This is a genomic window from Pseudomonas sp. LBUM1674, from assembly GCF_059695635.1.
The window spans coordinates 2347797-2361480 of the sequence record NZ_CP166779.1 but is presented as its reverse complement, the minus strand read 5'-3'; the positions used below and the strand labels follow the sequence as shown (position 1 = coordinate 2361480).

The window sequence follows — 13684 nt, the reverse complement described above, 5'->3', positions numbered from 1 at the left end:
AATAAACATCAGATATACGCATTTAATAATAAATATTAATGTTAGTTTTTTATAATTACCTTATAACTATTCGGACTTTTACAGCGCCTATTTATACAAATATTGTTACAACCATTACCGACCCCTGACCAGGTGGAGGCCCACGGAACTGCACGTTTTTCCGGCCGACACCACTCCACGGTCAACGCAATAACCAAACCTGGTCAACGACCCGCGACCCCTCTTGTCATTGGTGCGCTACGACCTCCGACCTGAATACAAACACCCCGTAGAAGTTGCCGCAGGCTGCGATCTTTTGATCTTCACATGGGTACAGGCAACCCGTGGTCTGAGCGAAAGATCAAGATCAAAAGATCGCAGCCTGCGGCAGCTCCTACAGGTGATCTGTACCCATTTCTAACGATGTGTGAACACCCCAAGGAGCGACACCATGGCTTTCACCCGCAGGGAACTGATCTCCCGCATTGCCGCCGTCGGTGGCTATTCCGCCGCTGTCAGCGCGCTTGGCGCACTGGGGCTCACGCCTCAGGCCGTGGCGGCAACGTTCAACCCGTTGCAATTGGGCAGCAGTGGCAAAGGCAAGCATGTGGTGGTGGTCGGCGCCGGCATTTCCGGGCTGGTCAGTGCCTACGAGCTGCGCAAGGCGGGCTTCAGCGTGACCATCCTCGAAGCCCGCGAGCGGGTGGGCGGGCGCAACTGGACGTTGCGGCGCGGCAGCAAAATTGATTTCGACGATGGCGTCAGCCAGACCGTGGACTTCGATGACGGGCAGTTTTTCAATGCTGGCCCTGCGCGCATTCCCAGCCATCACCAGACCATCCTCGGTTACTGCCGCGAGTTGGGCGTCGAACTGCAAGTGCTGGTCAACAGCAGCCGCAACGCCCTGGCCTTGCCCGATCCGAAAAAACCGGCGTTCCAGTTGCGCCAGGCGGTCAATGACACTCGCGGGCAACTGTCCGAACTGCTGGCGCGCACCGTCAGCCGCAAAGCCCTGGACCAGGATCTGACTGCCGACGACCGTCAGGCGCTGTTGAGTTTCCTCAAGGTCTACGGCGACCTCAATGCCGACTTGCAATACAAGGGTTCGGTGCGCTCCGGTTACGACCGTGTGCCCGGTGCCGGCGACCAGACCGGCATCACCCGCGCGCCGCTGGAGCTGCAGACCCTGCTCAACCCCAAGCTCTGGGGTGCGTTGGTGTTCGATGAAATCCCCGAGTTCTCCTCGACCATGTTCCAGCCGGTCGGCGGCATGGACCGGATTCCCCATGCGTTCTACGACAAGCTCAAGGACGCGGTGCGCTTCAACGCCGAAGTCAGCGACATCCAGACCTCGGAACAAGGTAGCCGCATCACCTTCCGGGATCGCAAGACCGGTGCCACCCAGACGCTCAACGCCGACTACGCCATCGTCACCGTGCCCCTGCCATTACTGGCCAGGTTGCCGAGCAACTTCAGCCTGCCGTTCAAGCAGGCGATTCTCAGCGCGCAAAGCGATCAGGCAAACAAGGTCGCCTGGCAGTCGCCACGGTTCTGGGAAACCGACTTCAACATCTACGGCGGGCTCTCTTACCTGGACCATGAAGTCAAAGGCTTGTGGTACCCCAGCGATCGTTTGAACAGTGCCCAGGGCATTCTGGTGGCGGCCTACAACACCAGCGAATCGGCCCAGGCCTTCAGCAAGAAATCCCTCGCCGAACAGTTCGCATCCTCCCGGCAAGCCGTGGAACTGCTGCACCCCGGCCACAGCAACAAGCTGCAGAAACCGGTGGCGATCAACTGGGCCAAGGTGCCTTTCAGCAAAGGCCCGTGGATCGTCAACGACGAGGTCGGCGAGAGCGCTTATCAGATCCTCAACGAACCTCAAGGCCGCACTTATCTGGCCAGCGACGCCCTCGCCCACGGCGGTGTCGGCATCTGGCAGAACAGCGCCGCCGACTCGGCGCGGCGCATCGTTTCACTGATCAGCCGCCATGCCGAACGCCAGCAACCGGGCGTTGCCGCCTGATGCCGCTCAATTAACCGCAATCCCCTGTGGGAGCGAGCTTGCTCGCGAAGACGGCGGCACAGTCAACATTGATGTCGCCTGACACCCCGCCTTCGCGAGCAAGCTCGCTCCCACAGGTTCATCAACTGACTGGCATTAAGCGTTACCACCCGACTTTTTTCATAAAAGGACTGACCGATGAAAGCCATTACTCTGCTCACAGGACTCCTCATGACCGCGACCGCCCTCACCAGCCACGCCGACGAGATCAAACGCATCGCCCTGCCCAACTCGAATTTCCCGATTTCCCTGGCGGTGTCGGTGCCGGCGCAAACCGACCTGCTGTTCGTCAGCGGCCTGCTCGCCGACCTGCATGACCCCAAGGCAGCGAAGGATTCCTTCGCTGCCTATGGCGATACCGCAACCCAGACCACCTCGATCCTCAACAAGCTCAAAGGCGTATTGCAGAGCCAGGGCCTGGACCTGGGCGATGTGGTGCAACTGCGGGTGTTCCTGGTGGGTGACCCGGCCAAGGACGGCAAGCTCGACTTTGCCGGGTTGCAGGAAGGCTATACGCCGTTCTTCGGCAGCGCCGCGCAACCGAACAAACCGGCACGCACCGCCGTGCAGGTAGTGGCCCTGCCGCTGCCCGGCGGCCTGGTCGAAATCGAGGCTGTCGCAGCGCGCAAGAAATGACACGGACATCACCCGTTATTGAGTTCATTGCGCTCTCTTAAAAAACCTTCAGGCAAACATCAAATCTGTGGTGAGGGGGCTTGTCGGAACGCCGCATCGCCCCGTTCGGCTGCGAAGCAGTCGTAAGTCCGGACAACTCGGTTTTGTCTGAATGGACGCAGGGGGCCGCTTCGCGACCCGACGGGGCGATGCGGCGTTCCGACAAGCCCCCTCGCCACAGATGTGGATGCTCGCGCCTCAGGGAACAGCATCAGGTTATTCAGGAGCTTCATATTCATGGTCAACTGCCCAGCGCGCCGAACGGCGCCTTCCTATCGTCCTTTGTTAGTTCCGTTGTCGATCGCCTGCGGCCTGGCCTCGTTCCACCTGGAGGCTGCCGAAACCCCTTCACCGACCCTCAATACGGTGGTCGTCACCGGCAACCGTGGCGCCGAGCAACGCACCGTCACCACCAGCCCGACACCGATAGACGTGGTGACCGGCGAACAACTGCGCTCGGTCGGCAAACCGAGCCTGCTGGAGGCGCTGAGTAAATTCATCCCGTCCTTCAACCTGCCCGACCGTGCGGGCTGGGACGCCAGCGGCGTGGTGCGCTCGGCCACCCTGCGCGGCCTGACCGCGTCCCATGTGCTGGTACTGGTCAACGGCAAGCGGCGGCATACCAGCGCCACGCTGAACATCAACGGCATCAACAGCGGCGCGGCGCCCAGCGATCTGGACCTGATCCCGGTGGCGTCGATCGATCATATCGAGGTGCTGCGTGACGGCGCCGCCGCCCAATACGGTTCGGATGCGATTTCCGGGGTGATCAACATCATCCTCAAGCAGACCACCGGCGGCAGTTCCGACACCAGCCTCGGCCAGGGCTACGACGGCAAGCGCGGCACCGGGCAAGAGGCGATCAACTATGGCTTTGAAGTCGGCGAAGCCGGCGTGCTCAATCTGTCCCTCGACACCCGCTACCAGGAACGGGACAACAAGGCCGGCAGCAACGGCTACAGCTCGCATTACTATCCACTGGCCGACGGCTCGCCCGACCCGCGCGAAGCCACCGCCAGCCATCACACCTACAAAGGTTATGGCTTGCCGCGCAGTCAGTTGGCGGATGTCGCCTATAACCTCGACCTGCCGCTGAACGATGCCGTCACTCTCTATTCGTTCTCGACCCTGGCCACCCGGGAGAACAACGACGGGCAAAACTTTCGCCTACCCAACGGCCGCAACACCATCACCACCGGCCCCAACGGCTATCCCGACGGTTACAGCCCGTACTGGCTGATCAACGAAAACGACTTCCAGTCCGCATTCGGTGCCAAGGGCGACGATATCGGCGGATGGGCCTGGGACCTGAGCAGCACCTATGGCCGTAACTATGCCAAGCAACGGACCTACAACAACCAGAACCCGTCGCTGGGTGAAAACACCCCGAACAAGTTCACCTCCGGCATTTACATCGCCGACCAGTTGACCAGCAACCTGGACCTGAAAAACAGCTACGAGATCGGCCTGGCCAAGCCACTGGACGTGGCCTTCGGCTTCGAGCATCGGCGTGAAAGTTACGAGACCCGCGCCGGTTCCGAAGCCTCTTATATCGATGGCGGCTACGTGTTCCCGGCCGGTCATCCGCGCGCCGGGCAACGGCCTGATCCGGGCGCTCAGGTCACCAACGGCATAACCCCGGACGATGCGCAGAAAGTCAGTCGCAACAGCGTCGCCAGCTACATCGATCTGGGTTTCTATCCGGTCGAGCAGTGGTACCTCGGCATCGCCGCACGTTATGAGCATTACAACGAAGGGGTCGGCGCAACCCGCAGCGGCAAGCTCAGCACCCGCTACGAATTCAACCCGGTGTTCTCGGTGCGCGGCACCATCAGCAACGGCTTCCGCGCGCCGTCGCTGGCGAACGAGATCTTCACCGCGCGCTCGACCGGGTTCGACACCATCAATGGCGTCTACCAGTCCTACAACTACGTGATCCTGCCGGTGAACTCGGCAGGCGCCCAGGCACTCGGGGCCGAGTCGTTGAAACCCGAGCGCTCGACCAACTTCAGTCTCGGTTTCGCCCTGACGCCCAGTGAAGACCTGAGCCTGACCGTGGACGGCTACGTGATCAACCTGCGCGACCGCCTGGTGCTCAGCGAACGCTTCCAGGGCCCGGGCGTCGCCGCCCTTCTCGACAGCATCGGCGTGCCCGCCACCGCCGGGGCGCAGTACTTCACCAATGGCGCCAACACCCGCACCTCGGGGGTGGATGTGGTGGGTAACTACCGACAGGATCTCAACCGGTTTGGCTCGGTAAGATGGACCGCGGCGCTGAACTACAACCACACGCAAATCCTCAGCGTCAACGAAACCCCGTCGCAACTCACGGCCCTGGGCAGCAACTTTCAAACGCTCGGGCGCCAGTCACGGGCGCTGATCACCAAGACCTCCCCCAGCAGCAAGATGATCTTCTCTGCCGACTGGGCGATCCGCGACTTCGACGTCAACCTGCGCTTGACCCGTTATGGCACTTACACCGAGGTCAACAGTTCGAGTGATCCGAGCCTGGATCGGGAGTATTCGGCAAAATGGATTACCGACCTCGACGTGGCGTATGCGATCAACAAACAGCTGACCGTAGCCGTTGGTGCGCAGAATCTATTCGACAAATACCCCGATCATATCGGCGTGCCCAATTCGTCGTTCGGCGATAACTGGGGTAGCTACTCACCTTTTGGCTTCACAGGTGGGTATTACTATACCCGGTTGCAGTACGCGTTCTGAGTTCTCCCCCACCCCTGTAGGAGCCGGCTTGCTGGCGAAGGCGTCTTCAGGGGCGCTGCAAGGCTTGAGACCGCCGTCGCTGCGGTGCGGCGATCCGACAAGCCAGCTCCTACAGGGGGGCAGGACCTCGTCGGTGAATCGGGCAAACTGCTCCACCCTCAAACCATCGAGGGCGGCTCGAACGCCGTGACCGGTGGCAACGCCTGATCCCACTTCACGATCTCCACCGAAGCGGTCTGCGCCGAGCAGCCCTGGGACAGACTTGAAGCCCCGACATCGGCGGTAATCATGTTCGGGTTGCCGTGTTTTTCCAGGCTGTTGCGCTCGCCAGGCACCCACGGATCGAACCAGGCCCCCGTGGCGATTTGCACCACGCCCGGGCGAATGCCGTCAGAGACAATCACCCCGGCCAGGAAGGCACCGCGCTCGTTGAACACCTTGACCACGTCGCCGTCGACAAGGCCTCGAGCGCGCGCGTCCGCGGGGTTGAGAGTCAAAGGTTCACGCTGCCGGATCTTCGAGGAGCGGCTGTAGGCGCCGTGATCGTATTGACTGTGCAGGCGGGTTTTCGGCTGGTTCGACAGCAGCTGCAACGGGAACCGGGCCGGCGGCTTTTCCAGCCATACTGGATGACCGGGGCAATCGGCGTAGCCGAAGCTGGCGATGCGTTCGCAGAAGATTTCGATGCGTCCCGAGGGCGTCGGCAGCGGATGGGCGTCCGGGTCTTCGCGGAAAAATTTGAGCAGGACAGTATCGTTGTCGGGGTAATCGACTTCGAACAGGCCGTCGCGCCAGAAGCGGTCGAAGTCCGGCAGCTCGATCCCGTGCTCCTGCGCCCTACCCCGGGACTCGTCATAGGTGAAGCGCAGCCAGGCTTCAGCGTCGCGACCTTCGGTGAAGGCGTCGCTGAAACCCAGGCGCCTGGAGATATCCGCCAGGATCGAATAATCATCCCGGGATTCACCCACCGGCGCGATCGCCTGGTGCATTGCGATCATGAAACGGTCCGACGCGGAGCTGCCGATGTCGTTGCGTTCCAGGGCCGTCGTGGCCGGTAACACGATGTCCGAGTACTTGGCCTGGGCGGTCCAGAACTGCTCATGGACGACGATGGTTTGCGGTCGCTTCCAGGCCTCCAGTAGACGGTTGAGGTCCTGGTGGTGATGGAAGATGTTGCCCCCTGCCCAATAGACCAGGCGGATGTCCGGGTAATGCAACTGCTTGCCGTTGTAGTCGAAGGGCGCGCCCGGGTTGAGCAACATGTCGGTGACCCGGGCCACCGGGATGAAATCCTTGACCGGGTTGACCCCTTGGGAAAAACGCGGTCCGGAAAACGCCTTGCGACCGCTGCCGGTGTTGTTCATGCAGCCATAACCGAGCCCGAAGCCACCACCCGGCAAGCCGATCTGCCCGAGCAGCGCGGCCAGGGTCACGGTCATCCAGAACGGCTGCTCGCCATGCACCGAACGCTGCAGGGAATAGGCAACGTTGATCATGGTGCGCTGGCGGGCCATGCGCCGCGCCAGGTCGATGATCTGCTGTGCCGGGATGTCGGTCAGGGCCTGCGCCCACAGCGGGTCCTTGGGCTGGCCGTCCGCATGGCCGAGCAGGTATTCGTGAAACCGCTCATAGCCGACGGTGTAGCGCCGGACGAAGTCCTCGTTGTGCAAGCCTTCGCTGACCAGCACGTAGGACAACGCCAGCATCAGCGCGGTGTCACTGCCGGGGCGAACCGGCAGCCATTGAATGTTGTGCGGCCCGCTCAGATCGTCACGCAAGGGACTGACGTTGACGAACTGCACCCCGGCCCCGGACATTTCTTCCAACGCGCGGGACAACAGATGCTCGCTGGCGCCACCGGGGCTGGTCTGGGCGTTTTTCGCCGGCAGGCCACCGAAGGCGACAAACAGCTCGCAATGCTGCGCCAGGTTTTTCCATGAGGTATGGGCCGCCAGCAGCCAGTCCATGTTGCCGACGATGTGCGGCATCAGCACCCGGCCGGCGCCCAGGCTGTAGCTGTCCATGCTGAACACGTAGCCACCTAACAGATTGAGGAAGCGGTGCAACTGGCTTTGCGCATGATGGAATCGGCCGGCGCTGCCCCAGCCGTAGCTGCCGCTGAAAATAGCCTGGTTACCATGCTCGGCCTTGACCCGTTTCAGCTGCCCGGCGACCAGGTCCAGGGCAACGTCCCACGACACTTCGACGAAGGGCTCCTGGCCGCGCAGCTCAGGGTGAGAACCGGGCTCCGCGAGATAACTGCGGCGCACCGCCGGGCGCAAGATTCGCGTCGGCGATGTGAGGGCTTCGGCAATCGAGGCGCCGATAGGCGACGGATCCGGGTCCCATTCCGCCGGGACCATCGCTTCCAGCTTTCCGTCGACGACCTGCGGGCGGTAGGCCCCCCAATGCATGGAAGTGAAACTCATGGTCTGAACGAATCCTATGGAATATGGAGTTCTTTGTGGGAGCGAGCCTGCTCGCGAAGGCGGTGTATCAGTCGACATATATATTGCCTGACACACCGCCTTCGCGAGCAGGCTCGCTCCCACAGGGGTACTTCGTTGTGTCGCGAGCCGGGATTCACCCCACGATTACCAGCTCTCCCCCAACCCGAGCAAGCCCATGATCTGGCGTCGCAGATCCACCAGATAAGGATCATCACGATGCCGCGGATACGGCCGTTCGATGGTCAATTGCGCCTTGATCGCCGCCGGCCGGTCGCTGAACACGATCACCCGATTGGCCAGCAGCAAGGCCTCTTCGACATCGTGGGTCACCAGCAGCGCGGTGTAGCCCTGGCGTTGCCACAAATCGATCAGCTCTTTCTGCATGGTGATGCGGGTCAGGGAATCGAGTTTGCCCAGCGGCTCGTCGAGAATCAGCAACCGCGGTTCGTTGACCAGCGCCCGGGCCAATGCCACACGTTGGGCCATCCCCCCTGACAGCTGCCGTGGGTAAGCCCGGGCGAACTGGCTGAGGCCGACTTTTTCCAGGGCGGCATCGACCTTGGCCGAATGGGTTTTCAGGATGCCCTGGGCTTCGAGCCCAAGGGCGACGTTGTCCCACACCCGGCGCCAGGGATACAGCGTGGGATCCTGGAACACCACGACCCGACTCGGGTCCGGGCCGGTGATAGACACACCGTCAGCCAGCAACCTGCCGGAATCGGCCGGCTCCAGCCCGGCCACCAGCCGCAGAAGAGTGGACTTTCCGCAACCCGAAGGCCCGAGCAAGGCGACGAATTCGCCGGGCGCGACGTCGAGGGAAACCCGCTCCAGCACCGGCAAGTGCTGACCGTCCAGGGCAAACCCATGGCTCAGATTGTCGATGCGCAAGGCCAGCCCCGAAGCCGATGCCGTTGTTTTTTGTGCCAGCGCTACCATTTCATCGCTCCTTTTTGCCACGCCAGCAACCGGTCACGGACCAGGAACAGCGCCGAGATCAGCCCCGAGCAAGCCAGTGCCATGATCAACAGCGCAGCATACATATTGGCGTACGCGGCCCAACCCTGGGCCCATTGCAAGTACCAGCCGATACCGGCCTTGACCCCCATCATTTCCGCGACCACCAGGGTCGAGAACGAGGCGCCCAGCCCCATGAACAATCCGACGAACACATGGGGCAACGCCGCCGGGATCGCCACTTTGAAAATCAGGAAGCCCTGCTTCGCGCCCAGGGTCCGCGCCACGTCGTAATAAGCCTTGTCGACGCTGGCCACGCCGGACCAGGTCAGCACTGTCACTGGAAACCAGGTCGCCAGGGCGATCAGGAATACGCTGGCACTCCAGCTGGTGGGAAACAGAAAGAAGCACAGCGGCAGCAAGGCCGTGGAAGGCACCGGCCCGAGAATGCGCAGCACCGGATGCAGCCAGTAGCCGATGCTCGTCGACCAACCGATGGCCACCCCGGCGACAAAACCCGTCGCCGCGCCCAGCGCTACGCCCGTGCCCAGCAGCAGCGCCGAATGCAGCAAACTCTCGGCCAGACGCGGCCAGTCTTCAACGTACACCGCGAGCAAGGCTTGGGGCGGCGCGAAGAATGGCACCGGCAGCAGGCCCAGCTTGGCGGTGAGCAGCTCCCAGATAGCCAACAGGATCGGCAATGCGATCAACCAGGCCCCTGCTGCACGAATCCGGGTGGCGATCTTCACCGACCAGCGACCGACGATACCCAGCAGCCCGATCAAGGCCGCCACCGCCAGGCACAGATTCGCCAGGCCCTGGGTCATCGGCCAGACCCGCGTGGCGTTGGGCCAATAGCTGATCAACAGCGCCACCGCCACCCATGCCGTCACCGCCACCGCGCCTTGGCGCCAGACCTTGAACGCCCGCGACGTCGCCGCTGCGGCCAGTGTTGAAACCTCAGCTGAAGACATCGGCGGTGATCTCCTTGGCGAACTCGCCGGCGTCAGTGCTCTGGCGAATGACTTCCACGGTTTTCAGGTCGCTGACGTAGGTGGTGATTTCCTTGGTCAGCAGCGCGCCCACGGCATGATGGCCGTGGGTGTGGTCATGCAGGATCGCCTCGACTTCTTCGACCGAGGTGTTCAGGGCATAGGCCTGGAAACCCTTGGCCACGGCCCGGGGATTTTTCACCGAGTAATCGTGGGCCTCGAGAATCGCCTGGGTCAGGGCCGCCGCCACGCGTTTTTCCTCGCGCACCAGTTTGCCGGTCACGCCGACCACGCAGCAGCTGAGATTGGCGTATTCCTCGACCAGGTTGGTGGACAGTTCCCGGGCCTGGCCGCCCTTGATCAGGCGGTACATGAACGGGTCGCTGCCGCTGATGGCCTGGACTTCGCCACGTTCCAGCGCCGTGCCCAGCAGGTCGGCCGGGAACAGTCGCCAGTCGACATCGCGCACCGGATCGATGCCGTGTTTTTTCAGCAGGATCGAAAAGAAATTGCGGTCCGGGCTGGCCATGTCGGTGACGCCGATGGTCTTGCCCTTGAGGTCTTCGAGTTTATGCACGTCGCCATTGACCGCACTGAGCAAACGCAGGCAACCGCCGTGGGTACCGGCGGTGAGCTTGACGTCGAAGCCCTGCTCCAGGGCCTTGAGCCAGCGCAACGCCATGCCGACACCGGCATCGGCTTTGCCGGTGGCGATCGCTTCGAGCAGGACCTCGGTGGAGTTGCCGAAGTTGACCAGTTCCACATCGAGGTTGTGCTTCTTGAAGAAGCCTTGCCCGTGGGCGATGACCACCGGCGCCAGGCACACCGCATTGAGGTTGACCGCCAGCTTCAGCGCCCGCGGCGCGTCCAGGCGGATAAACTCGCCAGTGCCGCCGGGCTCGCTTGCGCCCTCGACAGCATGTCCAGCGTGTTCATCGGTCGCCCAACTGGCGCGCGGCAATGACATCAGCAACGGACTCGCCAGGGCGACGCTGGCCAGGCCCAGCAGGTGACGACGGGTCAAACGATCGAAAACAGCCATGCAAATATCCCTTTGATTGATGGAGGTGCTTAGTCCTTCAGCCCGGCCAGCCCCAGATGTTCACGCAAGGTCGAACCCTCGTAGGCGCGACGGAATAACCCTTTGCGTTGCAGATGGGGAATCACGCTTTCGACGAATTCGCTGAACGAGCCCGGCAGGTAAGCCGGCGAGATCACGAAGCCGTCGCAGCCTTCGCCCAGGAACAGCTCGGCCAATTGATCGGCGATCTGTGCGCCGGTGCCCACCAGCTGCGGTACGCGCACGCTGCTGGCGAAAATCCGTCCCAGTTGCTCCAGGGTGGTTTCCGGGCCCTGCATCAGCAGCTTTTCGGCAGCGGCCGGATGGATCAGCGGCGACCGGGCGATCTCGGCCAGGGTCGCGGATAACGCAAACGGCGACAGGTCGACATTGAGTTGCGAGGCCAGGGTGACCAGCCCCAATTCGGGACGGGCCAGCGCGTTGTGCCGATCACGCTTGGCCCGCGCTTCGGCTTCGCTGCCGCCAATGAACGGCATGACCGCCGTCAGCACTTTGCAGCTGTCGGCCTTGCGACCTTGTTGCACGACCTGCGCCCGCACGTCGTCACGGAAGGCGCGCATGGCGTTCAAGTGCGGATGAATGGTGAAGATCGCCTCGGCCCAACGCGCGCCGAAACGCCGGCCTCGACCGGACGAGCCGGCCTGGATCAGCACCGGTCGCCCCTGGGGTGTGCGCGGAATGTTCAACGGGCCTTGGACCTTGAACCACTCACCCTGATGCTGCACCGACCGGATCTGCGAAGGATCGGCCAGCACCCCGCTTTCCCGGTCGAGCTTGAGCGCGTCCGCACCCCAGCTGCGCCACAGCTTCAACGCCACTTCGACGAACTCGTCGGCACGGTCGTAACGCAGGTCATGCTCCAGGTGCTTGTCCTTGCCAAACAGACGCCCTTCGCTGTCGTTCATCGAGGTCACGATATTCCAGGCCGCGCGGCCCCTGGACAGGTGATCCAGGGTGGCGAATTCCCGGGCGATATGCGCCGGCTCGTAATAGGTGGTGGAACGGGTGGCGCCCAGGCCCAGCTTGCGGGTCTGCCCGATCAGGTAAGACAGGATCGGCAATGGGTCCAGGCGGGTCGCGTCCTGGGCGCCATAGCGCAAGGCCAGATCCCGGGAGCCGCCCATCTGGTCACCGACCGCGAGGCGATCGGCGAAGAACAGAAAATCGAACAAGCCCTCCTCCACGACTTTCGCAACGCGCGCGTAGTACTCGGGTTCGAGGTAGTTACCGACGGTTTCCGGATGACGCCACACCGCGTGACTGTGGACGACCGGGCCGGTCAGCAAAAAGGCGGACAGGTGAATTTGACGACTCATGGCAACGCCCCCTTACTGCGCCTTCGGCGTCCAGACAGCGATGTCGGATACCTTCAACGGTTTGGGCGTCAGCTTCGCCGCGTAATAGGTATCGGCGATGCGTTGCTGCTCGGCCAGTTCATCGACCTTGACCGGCACGATGTCGTAGCTGCGGCGGGTGTTCGCCAGCTCCACCGTGGTCGGGGGAATGTTGCCCCACAGCGGTCCGAGAATTTTCGCGGCCTCTTGCGGGTGCGTTTTGACCCATTGCCCGGTCTCGCGCAGGGTGTCGAAGGTGACCTGCAACACGTCCGGGTGTGCATTGGCGAACTCCGACGTCGCCAGGTAGAAGCGGTTGTAATTGGCCACACCGTCCTTGCCATCGGCCAGCACGCGCACGTGATGATCCAGTTGCTGGGTGGCCAGGAACGGGTCCCAGATAGCCCAGGCATCGACACTGCCGTTGGCGAATGCCGCGCCGCCATCCGGTGCTTCGAGGTAACGCGGGGTGATGTCGGCGAGGGTCAGGCCAGCTTTTTTCAAGGCCGAAATCAACAGGAAGTTGCTGCCCGAGCCCTTGGAGACGGCGACTGTCTTGCCTTTCAGGTCGGCGACGCTACGGATCGGTGAATGGTCCGCAACGATGATCGCCTGGGCGCTGGACGATGGATTTTCCCTGGCGTAATAAGTCAGCGGCGCATCGGCCGCCTGGGTGAACAGGGCAAAGGCGTCGGCGACGTCGGCGTGCAAATCGACACTGCCGGCGTTAAGGGAGCTGAGCAGGCCGGTGCTGAATTCATGCCAGTTGACGGTGAAGCCCAGGGGTTTGAGACGCTCTTCCAGCTGGCCGTTCTGCTTGAGCAGAATCCACAAGGTCGAAGAACGCTGGTAGCTGATATCGATGGCTTGCTGTGCATGAGCCCCCGCTGCGGCGAACAACAGGCTGGCGGCGACGATGAGTTTTTTCAACTTCATGAAAGACCTTGAGTGGGTTGGTTCGAAGAGGCCGAGCAAAAAACCGGGTCAGCCGTGTTGCGTCCAGCGAGGTTTCGAGGGCGAGCCAGAAAGCAATTTTGATTATATTAGCGATCAATAATTATGAAAGAATCATATAATTATATGGTTATGCCGGTTGCGTCGGACGGTTCGTGAACGGCTTCGATATCTGCCCGACCGATGGGGCAAAGAAGAGCGAAGCCGCGGGGTCTTGAGATTCAAGGCTTGTGGCCGGCCCGGTCAGAGTTTGGCGATCGAGACCTCGGTGGATTTGACGAAGGCAATGACCTCGCTACCGATCTTCAATTCAAGGTCACGCACCGAGCGGGTGGTAATTACTGAGGTGACGATGCCCGAGGCGGTTTGCACATCGATTTCGGAGACCACTTCGCCTTCCACTATTTCCTTGATGACGCCCTTGAACTGGTTACGTACGTTGATCGCTTTGATGGTCATGGTGAGGCTTCCTG

General features: G+C 62.0%; 10 protein-coding genes. 3 read left to right on the top strand and 7 right to left on the bottom strand.

Translation table 11 applies throughout. The features are described from left to right. The first annotated feature begins 430 nt into the window (after positions 1–430). The 3 genes from ACA067_RS11035 to ACA067_RS11025 all read left to right on the top strand — a co-directional run bounded on the left by ACA067_RS11035 (position 431) and on the right by ACA067_RS11025 (position 5446). A complete protein-coding gene (locus ACA067_RS11035; protein WP_497461776.1) occupies positions 431–2005 on the top strand; it encodes a flavin monoamine oxidase family protein in 1575 nt (524 codons plus the stop codon). A 177-nt stretch (positions 2006–2182) separates the two neighbouring features. Next, positions 2183–2680: a RidA family protein gene (locus ACA067_RS11030; RefSeq protein ID WP_497461775.1), complete on the top strand. Its 498-nt coding sequence runs from the start codon at positions 2183–2185 to the stop codon at positions 2678–2680. A 276-nt stretch (positions 2681–2956) separates the two neighbouring features. Further along, positions 2957–5446: a TonB-dependent receptor plug domain-containing protein gene (locus ACA067_RS11025; protein WP_497461774.1), complete on the top strand. Its 2490-nt coding sequence runs from the start codon at positions 2957–2959 to the stop codon at positions 5444–5446. Between the two features lie 158 nt (positions 5447–5604). On the opposite strand, the gene ACA067_RS11020 is transcribed toward ACA067_RS11025, so the two are convergent. From ACA067_RS11020 to ACA067_RS10990, 7 genes are all read right to left on the bottom strand, one after another. Continuing rightward, positions 5605–7875 (bottom strand): molybdopterin guanine dinucleotide-containing S/N-oxide reductase, encoded by a 2271-nt coding sequence (locus tag ACA067_RS11020; RefSeq protein WP_497461773.1) that lies wholly within the window; start codon positions 7873–7875, stop codon positions 5605–5607. 165 nt (positions 7876–8040) lie between these two features. Next, the gene (locus ACA067_RS11015; RefSeq protein ID WP_497461772.1) at positions 8041–8832 is read right to left on the bottom strand and encodes an ABC transporter ATP-binding protein; all 792 of its coding nucleotides are present in this window, start codon (positions 8830–8832) and stop codon (positions 8041–8043) included. Then, positions 8826–9824 (bottom strand): ABC transporter permease, encoded by a 999-nt coding sequence (locus tag ACA067_RS11010; protein WP_497461771.1) that lies wholly within the window; start codon positions 9822–9824, stop codon positions 8826–8828. Before ACA067_RS11010 ends, ACA067_RS11015 begins: the two co-directional genes overlap by 7 nt. Beyond that, positions 9811–10884, bottom strand: coding sequence for an ABC transporter substrate-binding protein (locus tag ACA067_RS11005; protein WP_497461770.1), 1074 nt, complete (start codon positions 10882–10884; stop codon positions 9811–9813). The genes ACA067_RS11010 and ACA067_RS11005 overlap by 14 nt, the downstream gene beginning before the upstream one ends. A gap of 29 nt (positions 10885–10913) precedes the next feature. Continuing rightward, on the bottom strand, positions 10914–12239 hold the full coding sequence (locus ACA067_RS11000) for an LLM class flavin-dependent oxidoreductase (protein WP_497461769.1): 1326 nt from the start codon (positions 12237–12239) through the stop codon (positions 10914–10916). A 12-nt stretch (positions 12240–12251) separates the two neighbouring features. Then, positions 12252–13193 carry an aliphatic sulfonate ABC transporter substrate-binding protein gene (locus tag ACA067_RS10995; protein WP_497461768.1) on the bottom strand — a complete coding sequence of 314 codons (942 nt, stop codon included), beginning with the start codon at positions 13191–13193 and terminating at the stop codon, positions 12252–12254. A 261-nt stretch (positions 13194–13454) separates the two neighbouring features. Next, the gene (locus ACA067_RS10990) at positions 13455–13670 is read right to left on the bottom strand and encodes a TOBE domain-containing protein (protein ID WP_059404251.1); all 216 of its coding nucleotides are present in this window, start codon (positions 13668–13670) and stop codon (positions 13455–13457) included. Positions 13671–13684 lie beyond the last annotated feature (14 nt).